Source organism: Pseudooceanicola pacificus (assembly GCF_009789075.1).
GTDB lineage: Bacteria > Pseudomonadota > Alphaproteobacteria > Rhodobacterales > Rhodobacteraceae > Pseudooceanicola > Pseudooceanicola pacificus.
On record NZ_WNXQ01000009.1, the window covers coordinates 105,630 to 125,282 of the forward strand.

24 protein-coding genes are annotated in these 19,653 nt (G+C 69.0%); 14 read left to right on the forward strand and 10 right to left on the reverse strand.

From position 1 onward, the window contains the following. Nucleotides 1-4 precede the first annotated feature (4 nt). The 4 genes from GLS40_RS14680 (at nt 5) to rpe (ending at nt 3,152) form a co-directional block, all read left to right on the forward strand. Nucleotides 5-193 carry a hypothetical protein gene (locus GLS40_RS14680; protein ID WP_160383495.1) on the forward strand — a complete coding sequence of 63 codons (189 nt, stop codon included), beginning with the start codon at nt 5-7 and terminating at the stop codon, nt 191-193. After that, a complete protein-coding gene (gene hemC, locus GLS40_RS14685; protein ID WP_160383496.1) occupies nt 190-1,134 on the forward strand; it encodes a hydroxymethylbilane synthase in 945 nt (314 codons plus the stop codon). Before GLS40_RS14680 ends, hemC begins: the two co-directional genes overlap by 4 nt. A 374-nt stretch (nt 1,135-1,508) precedes the next feature. Next, on the forward strand, nt 1,509-2,447 hold the full coding sequence (locus GLS40_RS14690) for a class 1 fructose-bisphosphatase (RefSeq protein ID WP_160383497.1): 939 nt from the start codon (nt 1,509-1,511) through the stop codon (nt 2,445-2,447). Nucleotides 2,448-2,465: 18 nt separating this feature from the next. After that, entirely contained in the window at nt 2,466-3,152 is a 687-nt protein-coding gene (rpe, locus tag GLS40_RS14695) for a ribulose-phosphate 3-epimerase (protein WP_160383498.1), read from the forward strand. Nucleotides 3,153-3,561: 409 nt separating this feature from the next. Here the strand turns inward: rpe and GLS40_RS14700 are convergent, their stop codons facing one another. Together GLS40_RS14700 and rpsU are read right to left on the reverse strand one after the other, a co-directional pair. Further along, nucleotides 3,562-4,308: a hypothetical protein gene (locus tag GLS40_RS14700; RefSeq protein ID WP_160383499.1), complete on the reverse strand. Its 747-nt coding sequence runs from the start codon at nt 4,306-4,308 to the stop codon at nt 3,562-3,564. A gap of 249 nt (nt 4,309-4,557) precedes the next feature. Continuing rightward, a complete protein-coding gene (rpsU, locus tag GLS40_RS14705) occupies nt 4,558-4,764 on the reverse strand; it encodes a 30S ribosomal protein S21 (protein ID WP_005614280.1) in 207 nt (68 codons plus the stop codon). Between the two features lie 114 nt (nt 4,765-4,878). Between rpsU and GLS40_RS14710 the strand changes: the two genes are divergently transcribed. Together GLS40_RS14710 and GLS40_RS14715 are read left to right on the forward strand one after the other, a co-directional pair. After that, nucleotides 4,879-5,562, forward strand: coding sequence for a COQ9 family protein (locus GLS40_RS14710; RefSeq protein ID WP_160383500.1), 684 nt, complete (start codon nt 4,879-4,881; stop codon nt 5,560-5,562). 127 nt (nt 5,563-5,689) lie between these two features. Continuing rightward, a complete protein-coding gene (locus GLS40_RS14715) occupies nt 5,690-6,676 on the forward strand; it encodes an NAD(P)H-quinone oxidoreductase (RefSeq protein WP_160383501.1) in 987 nt (328 codons plus the stop codon). A 144-nt stretch (nt 6,677-6,820) separates the two neighbouring features. On the opposite strand, the gene GLS40_RS14720 is transcribed toward GLS40_RS14715, so the two are convergent. Next, a complete protein-coding gene (locus GLS40_RS14720) occupies nt 6,821-7,462 on the reverse strand; it encodes a ribonuclease T2 family protein (protein ID WP_160383502.1) in 642 nt (213 codons plus the stop codon). A gap of 154 nt (nt 7,463-7,616) precedes the next feature. Between GLS40_RS14720 and GLS40_RS14725 the strand changes: the two genes are divergently transcribed. Then, entirely contained in the window at nt 7,617-8,369 is a 753-nt protein-coding gene (locus tag GLS40_RS14725) for a DUF1013 domain-containing protein (protein ID WP_160383503.1), read from the forward strand. Nucleotides 8,370-8,521: 152 nt separating this feature from the next. Here GLS40_RS14725 and GLS40_RS18150 read toward each other — a convergent pair whose 3' ends face one another. Then, nucleotides 8,522-8,644, reverse strand: coding sequence for a hypothetical protein (locus GLS40_RS18150; protein ID WP_268892965.1), 123 nt, complete (start codon nt 8,642-8,644; stop codon nt 8,522-8,524). A gap of 269 nt (nt 8,645-8,913) precedes the next feature. Further along, the gene (locus GLS40_RS14730) at nt 8,914-9,591 is read right to left on the reverse strand and encodes an ArsR/SmtB family transcription factor (RefSeq protein WP_160383504.1); all 678 of its coding nucleotides are present in this window, start codon (nt 9,589-9,591) and stop codon (nt 8,914-8,916) included. 75 nt (nt 9,592-9,666) lie between these two features. Between GLS40_RS14730 and GLS40_RS14735 the strand changes: the two genes are divergently transcribed. Beyond that, entirely contained in the window at nt 9,667-9,981 is a 315-nt protein-coding gene (locus GLS40_RS14735) for an NIPSNAP family protein (protein WP_160383505.1), read from the forward strand. 99 nt (nt 9,982-10,080) lie between these two features. Further along, nucleotides 10,081-11,220, forward strand: coding sequence for an NAD(P)/FAD-dependent oxidoreductase (locus tag GLS40_RS14740; protein ID WP_160383506.1), 1,140 nt, complete (start codon nt 10,081-10,083; stop codon nt 11,218-11,220). Nucleotides 11,221-11,224: 4 nt separating this feature from the next. Here the strand turns inward: GLS40_RS14740 and recR are convergent, their stop codons facing one another. The 5 genes from recR to GLS40_RS14765 all read right to left on the reverse strand — a co-directional run bounded on the left by recR (nt 11,225) and on the right by GLS40_RS14765 (nt 14,893). Next, entirely contained in the window at nt 11,225-11,818 is a 594-nt protein-coding gene (recR, locus tag GLS40_RS14745; protein ID WP_160383507.1) for a recombination mediator RecR, read from the reverse strand. Further along, nucleotides 11,815-12,150 carry a hypothetical protein gene (locus tag GLS40_RS14750; protein ID WP_160383508.1) on the reverse strand — a complete coding sequence of 112 codons (336 nt, stop codon included), beginning with the start codon at nt 12,148-12,150 and terminating at the stop codon, nt 11,815-11,817. Before GLS40_RS14750 ends, recR begins: the two co-directional genes overlap by 4 nt. 26 nt (nt 12,151-12,176) lie before the next feature. After that, the gene (locus tag GLS40_RS14755) at nt 12,177-12,521 is read right to left on the reverse strand and encodes a YbaB/EbfC family nucleoid-associated protein (protein WP_160383509.1); all 345 of its coding nucleotides are present in this window, start codon (nt 12,519-12,521) and stop codon (nt 12,177-12,179) included. Between the two features lie 174 nt (nt 12,522-12,695). After that, the gene (locus GLS40_RS14760; RefSeq protein ID WP_160383510.1) at nt 12,696-14,462 is read right to left on the reverse strand and encodes a DNA polymerase III subunit gamma/tau; all 1,767 of its coding nucleotides are present in this window, start codon (nt 14,460-14,462) and stop codon (nt 12,696-12,698) included. Nucleotides 14,463-14,548: 86 nt separating this feature from the next. After that, the gene (locus GLS40_RS14765; RefSeq protein ID WP_160383511.1) at nt 14,549-14,893 is read right to left on the reverse strand and encodes a hypothetical protein; all 345 of its coding nucleotides are present in this window, start codon (nt 14,891-14,893) and stop codon (nt 14,549-14,551) included. Between the two features lie 208 nt (nt 14,894-15,101). Between GLS40_RS14765 and GLS40_RS14770 the strand changes: the two genes are divergently transcribed. From GLS40_RS14770 to GLS40_RS14790, 5 genes are read left to right on the forward strand one after another with little or no spacing between them, the layout of a single operon-like run. After that, nucleotides 15,102-16,364: an imelysin family protein gene (locus GLS40_RS14770; RefSeq protein WP_160383512.1), complete on the forward strand. Its 1,263-nt coding sequence runs from the start codon at nt 15,102-15,104 to the stop codon at nt 16,362-16,364. A gap of 12 nt (nt 16,365-16,376) precedes the next feature. Then, nucleotides 16,377-16,652: a (2Fe-2S)-binding protein gene (locus GLS40_RS14775; protein WP_160383513.1), complete on the forward strand. Its 276-nt coding sequence runs from the start codon at nt 16,377-16,379 to the stop codon at nt 16,650-16,652. Beyond that, entirely contained in the window at nt 16,618-17,103 is a 486-nt protein-coding gene (gene bfr, locus GLS40_RS14780) for a bacterioferritin (protein WP_160383514.1), read from the forward strand. The genes GLS40_RS14775 and bfr overlap by 35 nt, the downstream gene beginning before the upstream one ends. Continuing rightward, nucleotides 17,063-18,634, forward strand: a complete 1,572-nt coding sequence (locus tag GLS40_RS14785) for a di-heme oxidoreductase family protein (RefSeq protein ID WP_160383515.1) — start codon at nt 17,063-17,065, stop codon at nt 18,632-18,634. The genes bfr and GLS40_RS14785 overlap by 41 nt, the downstream gene beginning before the upstream one ends. Continuing rightward, a complete protein-coding gene (locus GLS40_RS14790) occupies nt 18,634-19,614 on the forward strand; it encodes an imelysin family protein (protein WP_160383516.1) in 981 nt (326 codons plus the stop codon). Before GLS40_RS14785 ends, GLS40_RS14790 begins: the two co-directional genes overlap by 1 nt. Nucleotides 19,615-19,653 lie beyond the last annotated feature (39 nt).

Sequence of the window (19,653 nt, forward strand, 5' to 3'; positions counted from 1 at the left end):
CACCATGCCCTATTACGACCATATCCTGCTGATCCGCCTTGGCCTGGACCGCTGGGCGCAAGAACCCGCCCGGCGCCTGCCGCGCGGCATCCGCCTGCGCGCCGCCTGGCCCGCCCCCGGGGGCCATGCGACCGGATGGCGCCTGCGCTGGTGCTTGCAAGCCGTTCGGGGGGCGCTTAACAGATCGGCATGAGTGTCGCACGTCCCACCCCTTCCGCTCCGCTGCGGATCGGCACCCGCGGATCTCCGCTGGCGCTGGCCCAGGCCCATGAAACACGTGACCGGCTGATGGCCGCGTTCGACCTGCCGGTCGAGGCCTTCGAGATCAGCGTGATCCAGACGACCGGCGACCGGGTCCAGGACCGTGCCCTGCGCGAGATCGGCGGCAAGGGCCTGTTCACCCGCGAGATCGAACAAGCGCTGGTACAGGGCGGTATCGACATCGCGGTGCATTCGATGAAGGACATGCCGGTGCTGCAGCCCGCCGGGCTGGTGCTGGAGTGCTACCTGCCGCGCGAGGATGTGCGCGACGCCTTCGTCTGCCTGACGCCGGGCGGCATTCACGGCATTCCCACGGGCGCCAAGGTCGGCACCTCCAGCCTGCGCCGGGGCGCGCAGATCCGGGTCAAGCGCCCGGATGTCGAGGTGGTGGAATTCCGCGGCAATGTGCAGACCCGCCTGCGCAAGCTGGCCGACGGGGTGGCGCATTGCACCTTTCTGGCGATGGCCGGGCTGAACCGGCTGAACATGACCCAGGTGCAGGCCGAGGCAGTCGACCCCGACGACATGCTGCCCGCCGTGGCCCAGGGCGCCATCGGGATCGAGCGGCGGGCGGACGATATGCGGGTCGCCGCCCTGCTGGAGGCGATCCACGACAGGCCCACGGCCGAGCGGCTGGTCTGCGAACGCGCCTTCCTCGCCACGCTCGACGGGTCTTGCGAGACGCCGATTGCCGGGCTGGCCGAGGTCGCGGGCGGCACGCTGCGGATGCGGGGCGAGATCCTGCGCCCAGATGGCAGCGAGGCGCTGGCCGACGAGATCAGCGGCCCGGTCGCCGACGGCGCCGCGATGGGCGAGACGCTGGCCGGGCGCCTGCTGGAGCGGGCCGGCGCGGGGTTCTTCGACTGGCGCTGAGCCGGTCGGGGCGCTGCCAGGGGCCAGGTATCTGACCGGCGGATGTCTAGCCAGGCTGAGGCGAGGGCGCCAGCGGCGGTTTTGCTCTGCCCCTGAGCCGGGCGGCGTGGGGCGGATCGAACCGATATCGAATTCCGGCAGGACCTCGATGCCCATCCGCTGCGCCTCTCTTCGCGTCTGCCGCTCTTGTCACTTTCCATGGAGCATATGCGAGGCATTGTACCCCGATCCGGGCCGGGGTTTGATATCCACCGGTCGAACGGTCATCCAATCCCCGTCGAAGGCGCGCCATGTCGCAGGCCGGGCAAAACCCGTTGGCGCGGGGCGGGGTTTCGTGGAATAACCCGGGCAACTGGAACCCATGCGAGACCGCCATGCCCGTCATCGAGCCCGACAAGATCCCCGCCGACCTGCTGCCCGTGATCGAGGCGCTCTGCGCGACAGGCATCGACGTGGCCGCCACCATCGCCCGCGGCCCGCTGGGCCAGTCGCTGGGCGCGGGTGTGGGCGAGAACACCGGCGGCGACCAGCAGAAGGCGCTGGACGTGATGGCCGACGAGGCATTCGAAAAGGCGCTTGGGCCGGCGGGGGTGAAATACTATGCCTCCGAAGAGCAGGAAAGCGTGCTGACCCTGGGCGGCGAGAAATTCGCCCTCGCCATCGACCCGCTGGACGGATCCTCGAACATCGACGTCAACGTCTCGATCGGTACGATCTTTTCGGTCTTTCCGGCCGGTGCCGGGCCCGAGGAAAGCTTCCTGCGCCCCGCATCCGAACAGATCGCGGCGGGCTACATCATCTTCGGGCCGCAATGCGGGCTGGTGGTGACCTTCGGCTCGGGCACGCTGATGTATGTGCTGGACCCGGCCGACACATGTTTCAAACTGGTCGAGACGGGGCTGTCGATCCCGGCCTCCGCCAAGGAATACGCGATCAACGCGGGCTACCGCCGCCACTGGCCGGACTATGTGCGCAGCTATGTCGAACAGGCCGAGGCCGGCAAGGACGGCCCGCGCGGCAAGGATTTCGGCTTTCGCTGGGTTGCCTCGCTGGTGGCCGAGACGCACCGCATCCTGTCGCGGGGCGGCGTGTTCCTTTACACCGGCGACGCCCGCCCGGCCTATGCCAGGGGGCGGCTGCGCATGGTCTACGAGGTCGCGCCGATGGCCTTCCTGGTGGAACAGGCCGGGGGCAAGGCGACCAACGGCAAGGATCCGATCCTGTCGCTGAGCGCGACCGAGCTGCACCAGAAGATCCCCTTTGTCTTCGGCGCCGCCGAAGAGGTGGATCACGTCGCCGGGCTGCACGGCTGAGCGCGAAGGACCCCGCCCATGAGCTTTGACCGTTCGCTGAAGATCGCGCCCTCGATCCTGTCCGCAGATTTCGCCGATTTCGGGCGTGAGATCGAGGCGGTGGAGGCGCAGGGGGCCGACTGGATCCATGTCGATGTGATGGACGGGCATTTCGTGCCCAACCTCACCTTCGGCCCGCCGCTGGTGAAGGCGATCCGCCGCCACGTGACGACGGTGATGGACGTGCATCTGATGATCGCGCCGGTCGATCCCTATATCGACGCCTTCGCCGATGCCGGGGCCGACATCCTGACCGCCCATGTCGAGGCCGGGCCGCATATCCACCGGACGCTGCAGGCGATCCGGGGCGCGGGGATGAAGGCGGGCGTGGCGCTGAACCCCGGCACCCCCGCCGTGGCGGTGGAGCATGTGCTGGACCTCTGCGACCTGGTCTGCGTGATGACGGTGAACCCCGGCTTTGGCGGGCAGAGCTTCATCGACATGACGGCCAAGGTGCGGCGCCTGCGCGAGCTGATCGGCGACCGGCCGGTGCATGTCGAGATCGACGGCGGGGTCACGCCTGTGACGGCGCCGTCGCTGCGCGCCGCCGGGGCGGATGTGCTGGTGGCGGGATCGGCGGTGTTCAAGGGCGGGTCGGTCACCGATCCGGCGCCCTATGGCGCGAACATCCGCGCGATCCGGGTGAGCTGCGACACCGAGGTCTGAGAGGGGCCGTGCCGCGGCCTCTTCCCTGCGGCGGGATACGCAAGCTGCGTTGCCTGCGCCCGGCTGGCCAGCGTCATGCGTGGTCTGGCCGGGCAGGGGGCTGTCTGCCCCCATCGGGCCTGCGGCCCGATTCCCCCGAGGATATTTCCGGCCAGAGGAAGGCAGGGCCGGGCGCGCAGGGGCTGCCGGAGGGCCAATGCTCGGGCCGGTATCCGCTCTGAGGGCAGGGAGCGCGATGCTCTGGACCGGGTTCCATCATCGGGGGCGCGGGCCGCGTGCAGGGGGATCGGCGGGCCGAGGGTGCTCAATGCCGGCGCGACGCAAAGGACCGGCGGCGGCTGCACCGGCGCGGGGGTCATCATCGGCCGGGCGGGCGGCGCGGGTGATCGGGAACGGACCCGCGCCCGGTTCAGGCGGAGGTGTCGCGCGCCACGGTTGCCGCCTGATCCAATGTCTCGTCTTTGGGCCGGGTCGCCGGTCCGGTCAGGCCCCAGACGCCGGGGTTGCGAGGGGAGAGGAAAATCATCAGGGTGATGATCCCGAAGGCCAGTTCGTAAAGTTCGAACTGCCGCTTGATCGTGATCACGCCCATCAGCAGCGAGGCGATCAGCGCCATCCAGGCGTGCAGCCCGCGCGGCACCGGCACGGCCAGCAGGCGCACGAAGGCACCGACCCAGCGGACCCGGCCGAAGAGCAGGGGCAGAACCAGCAGGTAGAGCAGGATGATCGGCGTCAGGGCATTGCCGAAGATCTTCTCGGCCAGGTGCACGTCGCCGATCACGAGGTTGTGCAGGTTCGTCTCGCCCTGGTAGTTGTGCTGCAGGAAATAGGCGCTCGACTGCCAGTCGAAGATACGCTGCCCCCAGGAGACTTCCTCGCCCGCGGCAAAGAAGAACATCAGGGCATAGAGCCCCGTCAGCCAGAGATAGTAGCGCGGCTGCCCGTGGGCCGGGGCCTGCAGCGCGCGCCGGGCCAGCACCAGGCAGCCGATGAACAGCAGCACGGCGGTGGCATATTCCAGCGGTCCGTCCTCGGCCGCGTAGCTGAGGGTGAAGTAATCGGGATCGGTGAACGCGAACCAGACGGAGCTGGCATGCGCCACGATGAAGAGGCTCAGCAGAAGCAGTTCGGCAATCGGGTGTCTGGAACGGGTCATCGGCAACTTCCGCTGGTACGAAAGCTGCTACTTAGTGCCGTCATAAACCCATTACACCCCTGTCACATTTGTGACGCTGCGGAATCGGCGAATCCTTGCCGGAACCGGCCCTTTTGGGGGTGTTTGCGATATTCCGGTATACAGATCAGGGACTTGCAGGCCCGCAGTGTCAGGACCCGGAAATGACAAACCCCCGGGCGGGAGCCACGGGGGTCGTCTGAACTTACTGTTCTGTCCGAAGGAAAACCCTCAGAGCAGACCTTCGCGTTGCGCTTTCTTGCGCGCCAGCTTGCGGGCGCGGCGGATCGCTTCGGCCTTCTCGCGCGCTTTCTTCTCGGAGGGTTTCTCGAAATGCTGCTTGAGCTTCATTTCCCGAAACACGCCTTCGCGCTGGAGCTTTTTCTTCAGGGCGCGGAGCGCCTGATCGACGTTATTGTCGCGAACAGATACCTGCATGTGGTTGTCACCACCTTCCTAGGTTAGAGTTGCAAGAGATTGCAGGAGGTGGCCACATACCAAGCGCCGCCCTGTTTGTCCAGCATGCAGCCGCAGCCCGACGAGGAGCCCGAGATGACCGATCAGACCGCCCCCGCAGAGCGTATCCTGGACGCCGCCCTGGCCCATGTGCCGTTCGACGGATGGTCCGCCGCAACCCTGACCGCCGCCGCCGCGGAGGCCGATGTCGCGCCCGCGCTGGCGCGCCTGCTCTACCCGCGCGGCGGGGTCGATCTGGCGCTGGCCTACCACGCGAGGGGCGATGCGGCGATGGTGGCGCGCCTGCAGGAGGAAGACCTGACCGACATGCGGTTCCGCGACCGGATCGCCGCCGCCGTCCGCTTTCGCATCGAGGCCGCAGGGGATCGCGAACTGGTGCGCCGGGGCACGACGCTCTTTGCCCTGCCACAGCATGCGGGCGAGGGCGCGCGGGCGATCTGGGGCACGGCCGATCTGATCTGGCGCAGCCTCGGCGACAGTTCGGACGACATCAACTGGTACACCAAGCGGGCGACCCTGTCGGGTGTCTACGGCTCTGTCGTGCTGTTCTGGCTGGGCGACGATTCCCCGGCATTCCAGGCGACCTGGGAATTCCTCGACCGCCGCATCGACGATGTGATGCAGATCGAGAAGGTCAAGGCCGACCTGCGCGAGAACCGGCTGGCCTCGGCCCTGCTGGCCGGGCCGATGGCCCTGCTGGGCCGCATCCGCCCGCCCGCAAGCCGCGCGGCCGGGATGCCGGGCCACGGCGGGGGCTGAACCGGACTGGGCGGGCCTGCAAGACGGGGCGGGCCTGCAAGATGGGCCGGGGCAGAAAAGCCGGATGCCGGATTGGCATTTCCCGGCGCGCGGTCGATAGTGCGGCCGAACCTGGAAGGAGGCCCCTATGTCCGACACGATGCGCGTGGTCGAAATCTCGAAACCCGGCGGACCCGAGGTGCTGGTGCCCGCCACCCGTCCGATGCCCGTGCCCGGCCCGGGGCAGGTGCTGCTCAAGGTGGCCTTTGCCGGGGTGAACCGCCCCGATGCCGCGCAGCGTGCCGGCACCTACGATCCGCCCAAGGGCGCAAGCGATCTGCCGGGGCTGGAAGCCTCGGGCGAGGTGGCCGCCGTGGGATCGGGCGTCAGCGGCCTGGCCGTAGGGGACAAGGTCTGCGCCCTGCTGCCCGGCGGGGGCTATGCCGAATATGCGGTGACGCCGGCGGCCCATTGCCTGCCGGTGCCCCGGGGCATGGGGATGCGCGAGGCCGCCTGCCTGCCCGAGACCTATTTTACCGTCTGGACCAATGTCTTCATGCGTGGCCGTCTGCAGGCGGGGGAGACATTCCTGGTGCATGGCGGATCCTCGGGCATCGGAACGACGGCGATCCAGCTGGCCAGCGCCATGGGCGCGCGGGTCTTTGCCACGGCCGGATCGGCCGAGAAATGCCGGGTCTGCGAGGAGCTGGGCGCGGAGCGGGCGATCAATTACCGCGAGGAGGATTTTGTCGAGGCGCTGAAGGGCGAGGGCGGGATGAACCTGATCCTGGACATGGTGGGCGGCGACTACATCCCGCGCAACATCCGCGCCCTGGCCGAGGACGGGCGCCTGGTGCAGATCGCCTTCCTCAACGGGCCCAAGGCGGAGCTGAACTTTGCCCTGGTCATGGTGAAACGGCTGACGATCACCGGCTCGACCCTGCGGCCCCAGAGCGACCTGGCCAAGGCCGAGATCGCCAGCGCCCTGCGCGAGCGGGTCTGGCCGCTGCTGGATGCCGGGCGGCTGAAGCCGGTGATGGACAGCGAGTTCCCGCTGGAAGATGCCGCAGGGGCGCATGAGCGGATGGAGAGTTCGGCCCATATCGGGAAGATCGTGCTGGAAGTCGGGGGCTGAGGGCCTGCGGCGGCGGGGGTTCGCGGCGGAATTCCACCCGCAAGGGGTGGCCTTCCGCCGCGAAGCCTCCGGCGGGGATATTTATGGCCAGAGGAAGCGGGGCGGACCGGCCCTGGCTGCGGGTGGCGCGCCCTTGGGGCGGGGTCAGTCGATGCGTTCCAGCAGGGCGTCGGTCATGGCGCAGTCGCGCCGCACATCCGCGCCGCAAGGCCGGGGTTCCAGGTCGCGGGTCAGGCAGAGGCGAGCCTCCTGTATGCGGCCGGACTTGCAGGTGATGGTCAGCATGTCGGCGCTCCAGCCCGGGTTCGCCTCCAGGAAGGCCTGTTCGACCACCTTGGCGGGCAGGGTCACGTCGCGGGCGAGGGTGCGCAGCACCTCGGGGCGGGTGACGCGGTCCCAGGCGAGGCGGGCGAGGCGGAAGTAGTCGCGCGCGGCGAGGCCGGAGCAGACGCCGTGTTTCTTCCACTGGTACCAGGCCGCGCCGGGGGTGCCCATGATATCCTCCATCGCCGCGGTCTCCTGGCGCGAGGGCGGGCGGGCGGCGTTGCGGCAATAGCTGGGATAGCCGTCCTCGAACTGCGGCCAGAGCCCGTGCAGGACCCAGCCGAAGCGCCGGTCGGGCGCGCATTGGGGCGAGTTGCGCGCCCGTCCTTCCAGCGCGCACCAGGTGGGGGACCAGCTCAGCGCCAGCAGGTAGTAGTCGAATTCCCCGGCCGGTTCGCCATCGGCCCGCGCGGCGGGGGCGGACAGGACCAGGGCCAGGAGCAGGGGGATCAGCCTGTGCATTCTCTCTTTCCAACTCGGTTCCGGGCGACTATATAGCCGCCAAGTTCCCCGACAACGGAAACCCGCACCGGAACCCGGTGCCGCCTGGAAACAGGCGACGGGGAAGACTTGCCGCCCGTCCGGGGCGGCGCAGACGTTTGAAGGAGTGTGCAGGATGAACAAACCGCTCATGGCCAAGGCGACCGCCGTCTGGCTGGTGGACAACACGACGCTCAGCTTCAAGCAGATCGCCGATTTCGTCGGCCTGCACGAGCTGGAAGTCCAGGGGATTGCCGATGGCGACGTGGCCGCCGGCGTGAAGGGGTTTGACCCGATCACCAACAACCAGCTGACCCAGGACGAGATCGACAAGGCCGAGAAGGACCCGTTTCACAAGCTGAAGCTGAAGTTCAACCCGGCCGCCGTGGGCGAGGAAAAGCGCCGCGGCCCGCGCTACACCCCGCTGTCCAAGCGGCAGGACCGCCCGGCGGCGATCCTCTGGCTGGTCAAGTTCCACCCCGAGCTGACCGATGGCCAGGTCTCCAAGCTGGTGGGCACGACCAAGCCGACGATCCAGTCGATCCGCGAGCGGACCCACTGGAACATCGCCAATATCCAGCCGATCGACCCGGTCGCCCTGGGCCTGTGCAAGCAGTCGGAACTGGACACCGCCGTGCAGAAGGCCGCCGCCAAGCGCCTGGCCGACGGCGCCGCGATGACCGACGACGAGCGCCGCAAGCTGCTGTCGACCGAGCAGAGCCTGGGCATGGAAGCCGAGCCGCGCATGCCGACCGCGATCGAGGGGCTGGAGACCTTCTCGCTGTCGGATGACGACGAGGACGAGAAGGAAGACAACCTGGTCGACGCCGACAGCTTCTTCAACCTGCCGAATGCGCCGGTTGACGATGACGAGGACGACCAGCCCTGACAGGGCGGCCCCGCGGGGCAGGATGGCGATACGGGCGGGCGCGGCGCAGGCTGCGCCCGTTTTGCGTTGCGACCCCGGCCGGCGGTGCGGCGAAACGGGCCTGCGCGCCGCCCCGGCCCGGCGGGCGGGCACCGGACAGGCCCCGCGGGTGGTCAGGCCACGCGGGTGCCGGTCCGCTGGGCGTCGAGGTAGAGACGTTCGGCCCGGGCCGCCGACAGGTCCGCGCTGGCGGTGCGCGGTTGTGGGCGGATCACCAGCGAATCGAATACGGACATGGCGTTGACGGTATCCGGCGGCTCCACGGCCCGGCCCGAAAGGCCTGGCCCGGCCACCGGCGGCGGCGTTGCTGTCGGGGTCGCACGCGCGCCGGGCACCACCCCGTTATCTCGCGCGGCGTTGGACATGCGGCAGGCAAGGCAGACATTTGCTTTGGGCACGGAGGTTGTGCAGACAGACATGGTCGGTCACCCTGTTTCACCCCCGCGATGATGATGAAGCGAGCTGTGTTGCGATTCCGTTAAGCCGCGACCCCGTCCCGCCCGGTTCAGACGGGAAAGGCGCGGGCGAAGTCCGTTTCGCCCCGCGCGGTGACCCGGATCAGCCGTCCTTCGGCCCGGCGCAGCCAGCCCAGCTCTTGCATCCGGGTCAGCATTGCGCGGCCCAGGCTGCCGGCCAGATGGCTGCGCCGCTCGCTCCAGTCGAGGCAGGGCAGGCACAGCGGTGTGCGGTGCGACCTGAGCGCCGCGAGGTCGATGCCGAAGGCGCTGACGAAATCCTGTCCGGCGGGCGCCAGGGTCACGCCGTCCGGGCGCACCTCCAGCAGGCGGCGCGCTGCCATGCTTTCGAACAGGCGCACGCCCATATCCCCGGCCAGGTGGTTGTAACAGACCCGGGCGCGGCGCAGCTCGGCATCCTTCGGGCCGGTGCGGGTGCGCAGATGGCCCTGTCCGGCGGCCAGCCCTGTCAGAGCCTCCAGCACGGCGGCGACCTCCTCGGAGGCGAGGGTGACGTATTTGTGCCGTCCCTGGCGGCGGGTCTCGATCAGACCGCCCTCGGCCAGCCGCGCCAGGTGGGTGGAGGCGGTCTGAGCCGTCACCCCGGCCTCGGCCGCCAGTTCGGTTGCGGTCAGCGCCTTGCCGCTCAGCAGCGCGGTCAGGATGTTGGCGCGCGCCGGATCGCCGATCAGCGCGGCGATGCGGGCAATATCCGGGCCTTCCCTCATCCTTCGACCTCCATCGAAGCATCCGTGATGCCAACCGGATTAGACCCCGGGGGCACACCAATCAAGAGGGCACCCATGCTGACCTGCATCATCCGCTACCACATCGACCCGGCAAAGAAGGCGCAATTTGCGGAATATGCCCGCAACTGGGCCGAGGCGATCCCGCGCTGCGGGGCCAGCCTGACCGGCTATTACCTGCCGCATGAGGGCTCGGCCACGCTGGCCTATGGCATTTACGACATCGAAAGCCTTGCGGCGTACGAAGCCTACAAGGCCCGGCTGGCGGCCGATCCGCTGGGGCGGCAGGCCTATGAATTCGCGCAAAGGGAAAGGTTCATCACGCGCGAGGACAGGACATTCCTGACGCGGGTCCCGCCTGCAGGTGCCTGACCCGGGACCGTGGTGCGATCTGGCGACGAACGGCGTTCCCATTTCCCCGGGCGCGTGATTACCTGCGGGCGAACCGGAACGGACAGGGGGTATGGGGTCATGCGGATAGCGGTCATCGGGCGCGGGTTGATCGGGTCGGCGGCGGCCCGGCATCTGGCGCGGCAGGGGCATGACATCACCCTGATCGGCCCCGACGAACCGGCGGATCGCAAGGCCCATGACGGGGTCTTTGCCAGCCATTACGACGAGGGGCGGATCACCCGGGGGCTGGATCCCTGGCCCTTCTGGTCGACGGTCTCGCGCGCGTCGATCGCGCGGTATCGCGAGATCGAGGATGAAAGCGGCGTGCCCTTCTTTACCGAGGCGGGCAGCCTGATGGCGGGGCCCGAGGGCTCGGCGCTGATGGATCGGCTCTGCGCGGTGCGGGATCGCGACGCGATCCAATGCGAGGAATTGCGGGACAGGGACCTGGCGCGCCTGTTCCCCTATTTCGCCTTTCCCGAGGGGACGCTGGCGCTGTACGAACCGCGCAATGCCGGTCACATCAGCCCGCGCCGCCTGGTGCAGGCGCAGACCCGCGCGGCGCAGCGGGCGGGGGCGCGACTCGTGGCGGCCCGCGCGCTCGGCTTCGACGAAGGGGCGGATGGCGTGCGCATCGCGACGGAGGCAGGCGAGGTCACGGCCGACCGTGTGCTTGTCGCCGCCGGGGGGTTTACCAACACCCTGTTCGGCGGGGCGCTCGACATCACTGTCTACGCGCGCACGGCGGCGCTGCTGGAACTCTCGCCCGAGGAAGCCGCGCGGCACCGGTCGATGCCGTCGCTGATCTACCAGCAGCCCGACGGCAACGACCCCTACATGCTGCCGCCGATCCTCTACCCGGACGGCAAGTGGTACCTGAAGATGGGCGGCGACATGGTCAACGTCCTGCTGGAGGGCGAGGCGGCCCTGCGCGACTGGTTCCGCTCGGACGGCTCGGCCGAGGTCGGCGCGCAGCTGGAGGCGGCGGTCAGGGCGCGGGTGCCGGGCCTCGACATTCTGTCGCGCCGCACGATCCCCTGCGTCACCACCTATGTGGCCGAGAATATCGCGCAATTCCGCTGGATGGGGGACCGGGTGGCGGTGGCGGTGGCCGGCTGCGGGCGCGGCGCCAAATGTTCCGACGAACTGGGCCGCCTGGGCGCGGAACTGGTGCAGGGCAACGATCTGCCGGACTGGGCCTACGAGGCGGCGGTCTGATCCCTCAGAGCTGCTTGCGCGCCCTGAGCGCGGCGGTGATCGTGCCGTCGTCGAGGTAGTCGAGCTCTCCGCCGATGGGCACGCCCTGGGCCAGCGAGGTCAGCATCACCCGCCCCTCCAGCTGGTCGGCGATGTAATGCGCGGTGGTCTGGCCGTCGACTGTGGCATTCAGCGCCAGGATGACCTCGGTGATGCCCTCGGGCGCGATCCGGTCCAGCAGGCGGGGGATGCGCAGCTCCTCGGGGCCGATGGCGTCAAGCGCCGAAAGCGTGCCGCCCAGCACGTGATAGCGCCCGCGGAACACGCCCGAGCGTTCCATCGCCCAGAGGTCGGCCACATCCTCGACCACGCAGAGCTCGCCATTGGCGCGTTTCTCGGACAGGCAGATGTCGCAGCGGTCGGTGCTGCCGAGGTTGCCGCAGGTGGCGCATTCGCGCACCGAGGCGGCCACCCGGTGCATCTGGTCGGCCAGCGGCGTCAGCAGCAGGGCGCGCTTGCGGATCATGTGCAGCACCGCGCGCCGGGCCGAGCGCGGGCCCAGGCCGGGCAGCCGCGCCATCATGTCGATCAGCGCCTGGATGTCGCCGGTGGAACTCATAGCGCGGTGCCCATGAACAGGCGCCGGTGGGCGCGCCAGAACCCGGCGGCGTCGGCCACCGGCCGGCGGGCGGCCAGGGCGCGCAGAGCGGCAGGCAGCCAGAGCGCCAGCCAGCCCAGGCAGAAGGGAAAGAACATCAGCGCGACGGCGGACGCGGCGGCCCTGAGGGGGCCATAGGGCCCTTCGCCAAGCGCCTCGCCCGCGGCCTCAAGCCCGATCCCGGTGGCAAAGAGCGCCAGCCCGGTGACGAGCCAGGGCAGCAGCGCGCCCAGCACGACCCCCGACACCCGGACAGGCGACAGCGGGCCGGGGCCGGCCAGGCGCAGTGCCATGTCAGGGGTCAGAAGGAAGGGCGCGATCAAAACGGCAGCTTGAGGTCCTTGGGCAGGCCCATGGCTTCGGTCAGCTTGTTCATCTCTTCCTGCTGACGGTCCTGCGCGCGGGACTGGGCGTCCTTGATGGCGGCGAGGATCAAATCCTCGACCACTTCCTTTTCGTCGGGGTTGAAGATCGACGGGTCGATGTCCAGCGACTTGAGCTCGCCCTTGGCGCTGCAGCTGGCCTTGACGAGGCCCGCGCCGCTTTCGCCGGTGACGATCATGGCATGCATGTCCTCCTGCAGCTGCGTCATCTTGGTCTGCAGCTCCTGGGCGGACTTCATCATCTTGGCCATGTCGCCCATCTGTCCGAGGCCCTTGAACATTCCGTGATCTCCTTTGTCTCTCTGCTCCGGCGGCAGGCCGGGTTTGCATGTCATATTGCGGCATGACCCGCGCGGCGCAAGGGCCGGGGGCCTGTCAGTCTGCCCCGGCGCCGGTCTTTCTTGCCGGCGGTCTTGCCTGGCGCCAGTCTCTCCCGTCACCAGTCCCCCGCGGCGTCAGTCTTCCTCGAAGGGGTCCCACTCGTCCTCGACCTCGGGCAGGGCCTCGGCCTCGGCGGTGGCGGCGACCTCCTCGGGGGTGCGGATCGCGGTGATCCTGGCCTTGGGAAAGGCGGTCAGCACGGCCGAGACCAGCGGATGGGCCAGGGCCTCCTGCTCCAGCGCGCGGGCGCGGGCGTCGCGCACCTCGGCGATGGTCTCGCCCCCGCCCTCGTTCACCAGGGTCACGGCCCAGCGGTTGCCGGTCCAGTGCTGCAGCCGCTGCCCCAGGCGCTGCGCCAGGTCCTGCGGCGCGCCGGGGGCGGGCTGGAACTCGATCCGGCCGGGGCGATAGGCGGCCAGGCGGAGGCCGGTCTCGACCTCGACCAGCAGTTTCACGTCGCGGTTGGAGCGGATCAGCTCGACCACATGCTCGAAGCTGGGATAGCGGGCCAGCGCCTGTTCGGCAGCCAGCGCCATCGCCTCGCCGCCGCCGCCCTGCTGGACGGGCCCGCGTGAGGGCTGGGGCGCGGGGGCGGCGGATCCTGCGGCATGGGCCCCCGGCGCGGAGGCCGGGGGGCGCTGCGCCATGCCGCCACCGGGGGGCGGCGGCGGGGGCGTTTCCGATTGCAGGCGGCGCAGCAGTTCCTCCGGCGCGGGCAGGTCGGCGACATGGGTCAGGCGGATGATCGCCATCTCGGCCGCCATCATCGCATTGGGCGCGGCGGCGACTTCTTCCAGCGATTTCAGCAGCATCTGCCACATCCGGGTCAGCACCCGCATCGGCAGACGGGTGGCTAGGTCCTGCCCCCGGGCGCGTTCGTCGGGGCCGATGGTGGGATCCTCGGCCGCCTCGGGCGTGATCTGCACGACGGAAATCCAGTGCGTGATCTCGGCCAGGTCGCGCAGCACCGCCATCGGGTCGGCCCCGTCGGCATATTGCGCCGACAATTCGCCCAGGGCGGCGGCGGCATCGCCCCGCATGATCATCTCGAACAGGTCCAGCACGCGGCCCCGGTCGGCCAGCCCCAGCATGGCGCGCACCTGATCGGCGCCTGTCTCGCCCGCGCCGTGGCTGATCGCCTGGTCCAGCAGCGAGGTCGCGTCGCGGGCCGACCCTTCGGCGGCGCGCACGATCAGCGCCAGGGCGTCGTCGGTGATCTCGGCCCCTTCGGCCCCGGCGATGCGGCGCATCAGGGCCAGCATCACCTCGGGTTCGATCCGGCGCAGGTCGAAGCGCTGGCAGCGCGACAGCACCGTCACCGGGACCTTGCGGATCTCGGTGGTGGCAAAGATGAACTTCACATGGGCGGGCGGCTCTTCCAGCGTCTTGAGCAGCGCGTTGAACGCGCTGGTCGAGAGCATGTGCACCTCGTCGATGATGTAGATCTTGTAGCGCGCCGAGGCCGCCCGGTAGTGCACCGAGTCGATGATCTCGCGGATATCGTTGACCGAGGTGTTCGACGCCGCGTCCATTTCCAGCACGTCGACGTGACGGCCCTCCATGATCGCCTTGCAATGCTCGCACTGGCCGCAGGGTTCGGTGGTGGGCCCGCCGGTGCCGTCGGTGCCGATGCAGTTCATCCCCTTGGCGATGATCCGCGCGGTGGTCGTCTTTCCGGTGCCCCGGATGCCCGTCATGATGAAGGCCTGGGCGATGCGGTCGGCCTTGAAGGCGTTGCGCAGGGTGCGCACCATCGCATCCTGTCCGACGAGGTCGGCAAAGGTTTCGGGCCGGTATTTCCGGGCCAGGACCTGGTAGGCCTTGGGTTGGGTATCCTGCATGGGGCGGTGGCGTCCTCGCGGTTCTGCCCGAACCTAAAGCGCGGCGCGGGCGGCGTCCACCTGATAGGCGGTTCCGGGCCGCGCGATCAGGTGTCGACGGTTGTGGTGACCGGGCCGGGCGGCGGGGGCGGGCTGTCGGGGCGCTGGACCGACATCTCGGGCCAGAGCAGCAGCGCCGCGATGCCCAGGGCCAGCGCCAGCGCGACCAGCCCGGGGATGCGCGCCAGCCAGCGCCGCGCGGCGCCCGGCTGACGCCCCGACAGCGCCCAGAGCCAGAAGGCGGGCAAGCCGGCGGCCAGCTGGAAGGCGAGGAAGGTCATCACCCGGTTCAGCCCGCGCGTCAGCCCCATATCGGTGGCGGGTGTCAGGGCGGGCACCGCCACGGACAGGATCATCATCGCGATCCAGATCGCTGCCAATACGCGCACCATCTCGGCCCCATGCGTTGCTGTCGCCCCCTTTGTGCCGCCGCAGGGCCGCGGGTTCCAGTCCGGAATTCCATGCCGCAGGGGGCTGCGTCATCTTACCCGATCAAAACAATCAGTTTAAGAATTGACATCACCTACTGTTTTGCTCAGGTTCCGGGCAATCACATGTCCGGGCGACTCTCGCGTCCGGAGCCCGACGAAAGGACCCGTCATGACCGGCCGCTTCGCCCTGTTCCTCGCCACCACCGCCCTGACGGCCGCCCCCGCATTTGCGGTCGAGAAGGCCGAAGTGATCGACACCTATGCCGATATCGCCCTGGCCGGGTACGAGGACAGCCTGTCCACCGCCAGGGCCCTGCAGGCGGCGGTGCGGACGCTGGTCGACACCCCCTCGGCCGAGGCGCTGGAGGCCGCGCGCATCGCGTGGAAGGCCGCCCGCGTGCCGTATCAGCAGACCGAGGCCTTCCGCTTCGGCAATCCCATCGTGGACGACTGGGAGGGCAAGGTGAATTCCTGGCCGCTGGACGAGGGGCTGATCGACTATGTCGACCCGGGCTATGGCGGGGCGACGGATGAAAACGGCTATGCCGCGCTGAACGTGATCGCGACGCCGAAATTCACCCTGTCGGGCGAAGAGGTCGACGCGACCGAGATCACCCCCGAGCTGATCGAGTCGACCCTGCACGAGGCCGACGAGGTCGAGGCCAATGTCGCCTCGGGCTACCATGCCATCGAATTCCTGCTCTGGGGCCAGGATCTGCACGGGACCGAGGCCGGGGCGGGCGAACGCCCCTGGACCGATTACGCCACGGGCGATGACTGCACCCACGGCAACTGCGACCGGCGCGGGGCCTATCTGACGGCGGCGACCCAGCTGCTGGTGTCGGATCTGGAATATATGGCAGCCCAGTGGGCCGAGGACGGCGCGGCCCGCACCACGCTGGAATCGGACGAGGATGCCGGCATCGTGGCGATGCTGACCGGGATGGGTAGCCTGTCCTATGGCGAACAGGCGGGCGAGCGGATGAAGCTGGGCCTGATGCTGAACGACCCCGAGGAAGAGCATGACTGCTTTTCCGACAACACCCACATGAGCCATTACTACGACGGCAAGGGCGTGCAGAACGTCTATCTGGGCACGTATACCCGCGTCGACGGTTCGACCGTCAGCGGCCCGTCCCTGTCGGATCTGGTGGCCGAGGCCGATCCCGCGGTCGACACCCGCCTGACCGGCGAACTGGAGTCGACGATGGCGGCGCTTGGCGCGATCCGCGATGCGGCCGAAGGCGGGTTTCACTACGACATGATGCTGGCACGCGGCAATGCCGAAGGCGAGGCGCTGATCCAGGCCGCCGTCGACGGGCTGATCACGCAGACCCGCTCCATCGAGAGGGCCGTCGCGGCGCTCGGGCTGGACCAGATCGGGTTTGCGGGCTCGGATTCGCTCGACAATCCCGATGCGGTGTTCCAGTAAGGAGGCCACGCGATGATCGTCTGCCATTGCCGGCACATCACCGACCGCGACATCCATTCGGCCATCGACTGGATGCGCGCCGCGGACCCGGCGACGATCATCACGCCGGGCAAGGTGTATCGCGCGCTCGGCAAGGCGGCGGATTGCGGCGGCTGCATGCCCCTGTTCCTGTCGACCATGCGGGCGAACGACAACACCGGTGTCCCCATGCAGCTACGCGGCCTGCGCCGCGGCCAACAGGAGGGAGCCGAATATGAAGGGCGACGCCAAGGTCATCGAGTACCTTAACAGCGCATTGCGCAGCGAGCTGACCGCGGTCAGCCAGTACTGGCTGCACTTTCGCATGCAGGAAGACTGGGGCCTCGGCCACATGGCCAGGAAAAGCCGCGAGGAAAGCATCGAAGAGATGCACCACGCGGACAAGCTGATCCAGCGCATCCTGTTCCTGGAGGGCCACCCGAACCTGCAGAAACTGGACCCGCTCCGGATCGGCGAAACCCCGATCGAGACGCTGAAATCCGACCTCGCCGCCGAGCACGAGGCCCGCGAACTCTATCGCGAGGCGCGGGAATATTGCGGGTCGGTCAGCGATTTTGTCTCGATGAAGCTGTTCGAGGAGCTGATGGCGGACGAGGAAGGGCATATCGACTTCCTGGAAACCCAGATCGACCTCTACGAAAAGATCGGTGGCGAACGCTATGCCCAACTCAACGCGTCGAAGATGGACGAAGCCGAGTAAGCGCTTCGCCTGTCTTCTTCTGGCTTGCCTGCCGGCGGCGGTCGCTGCTGCCGACCTCGCTTCGGACCCGCATCTGGACACGATCCCGCGCAGCGCGGACGACGCCGCGCGGATCGCCCGGGTCACCGAACCCGCCACGGATTTCACCGCGCCCGAAAGGTTCGAGGGCAATCCCGCCGGTGCCGCCACGGTGCGGGCGCGCGACAATGCGGATGCGTTCTCGCAGCCCTCGGGCAACATGTCCTTCGAGAACGAATTGCTGTTCAAGGTGGGCAACGGGCTGTTCCGCAAGATCTGGGTCTCGTCGCCCTCGTCCACGCTGGCCTCGGACGGGCTGGGCCCGCTGTTCAACGCGCGCGGCTGCCAGTCCTGCCACCTGAAGGACGGGCGCGGCCACCCGCCGGTGGAGGGAGAGGAGCCGAGCTCGATCTTTCTGCGTGTGTCGGTGCCCGCCGGCGACGATGAGCCGATGACCGGGATCGAGGCCTATCTGGCCGCGCTCGATGGCCATGTCGACCGCGACCGGCCCGACCCGGTCTATGGCCTGCAGTTGCAGAACTTTGCCGTGCAGGGCCAGCCCGCCGAATACCGGCTGGGCGTCGAATGGGCCGAGGAAGAAATCGCCCTGTCCGATGGCGAAAGCGCCAGCCTGCGCCGCCCGGTCTGGCGCGCCGACAACCTGGGCTACGGCCCCCTGGGCGAGGGGGCGATGACCTCGCCCCGCGTGGCGCCGCAGATGATCGGGCTGGGCCTGCTGGAGGCGATCCCCGCCGGCGATATCCTGGCGCATGAGGATCCCGACGACGCCGATGGCGACGGCATCTCGGGGAGGGCCAATATCGTCTGGTCCGAGGAATTCGGCCAGCCCATGCTGGGCCGTTTCGGGCTGAAGGCCGGGATGCCCACCATCAAGGCGCAGTCGGCGGGGGCGTTTTCCGGAGACATCGGGATCAGCTCGCCCATGCATGCGGCGGGCTGGGGCGAATGCACCGCCGCGCAGGACATCTGCCGGGGCCTGCCCGACGGCGGCGGCGATGCGCGCGGCACCGAGATCGACGGCGAAGGGCTGGATCTCGTCACCTTCTACTCGCGCAACCTTGCGGTGCCCGCCCGGCGCGACATCGACGATCCCGAGGTGCTGCGCGGCAAGGAGGTGTTCTATGCCACCGGCTGCACCTCGTGCCACGTTCCGAAATTCGTGACCGCCCGGCTGAAGGGGCGCGACGAGCAGAGTTTCCAGCTGATCTGGCCCTATACCGACCTTCTGCTGCACGACATGGGCGAGGGGCTGGCGGACAACCGTCCTGAATTCCGCGCCAACGGACGTGAGTGGCGTACCGCGCCGCTCTGGGGTATCGGCTTGACCCGGCAGGTGAGCGGACACAGCTTCCTGCTGCACGACGGCCGGGCGCGGAGCCTGCTGGAGGCGGTCCTGTGGCACGGCGGAGAGGCCGAGGCCCAGAAACAGGCCGTGATCGACATGCCCGCGCCGGATCGTGCCGCCCTGATACGATACCTGGAGTCGCTGTGATGATCCGAACCCTGGCCCTTGCCCTGACCCTTGCCGGACCGGTTGCCGCCGCGGTGCCCGAGGTGGTGAACGAACACGCCATGCCGGGGTTTCAGGCCTTCAGCAGGGCGACCTCGGCCCTGGCCGATGCGGCGGCGGCCGATTGCACCCCTGCCGCGCTCGACGACAGCTACAACGCCGCCTTCGATGCCTGGCTGGGCGTGGCGCATCTGCAGCTTGGCCCGACCGAGGCGGTGACCCATTCCATCGCCTTCTGGCCCGACAAGCGCGGTTTTGTCGGCAAGACCCTGGCCGGGATGATCGCCGATCAGGACCCGGTGGCCGATGACGTGGGCGGCTATGCCGAGGTCTCGGCGGCGGCGCGCGGGTTCTTCGCGCTTGAGGCGATGCTGTTCGATCCCGCGTTCGACGGTTATGAGACCGGCAGCTATTCCTGCCGGCTGGTGCAGACCATCGCCGCCGACCTGGCCCGCACCGCGACCCGGCTGGAAACCGGCTGGGCCGGGGGGTTTGCCGATACGCTGCTCAGCGCCGGGGCGGACAACAATCCGGTCTACCTCAGCAAGGACGAGGCGCTGCGCGCGCTCTATACCCAGCTGATGGCGGGGCTGGAGTTCAACGCCGAAACCCGGCTGGGCCGTCCTTTGGGCACGTTCGAGCGCCCCCGCCCGACCCGGGCCGAGGCCTGGCGGTCCGGCCGTCCCCTGCGCAATGTCGAACTGTCGCTCAAGGCGCTGCACGGGCTGGCCAGAACGCTGGCCAACGGCCCGACCCCTGAGACCGACGCGGCCTTTGCCGCGGCGGCGGATGTCACGGCGAATATCGAGGACCCGACCTTCCAGACCATCGAGGATCCGCAGGAGCGGCTGCATGTCGAGATCCTGCAGCAGCGCATTCAGGCGATCCGCGCCGCCGTCTCGGACGAGATCGGCGATCCGCTGGGCGTGGCCGCCGGGTTCAACTCGGGCGACGGGGACTGAGCCGGACAGGCCCCCCGCCGCCCTTCGCGCGACGCCTGC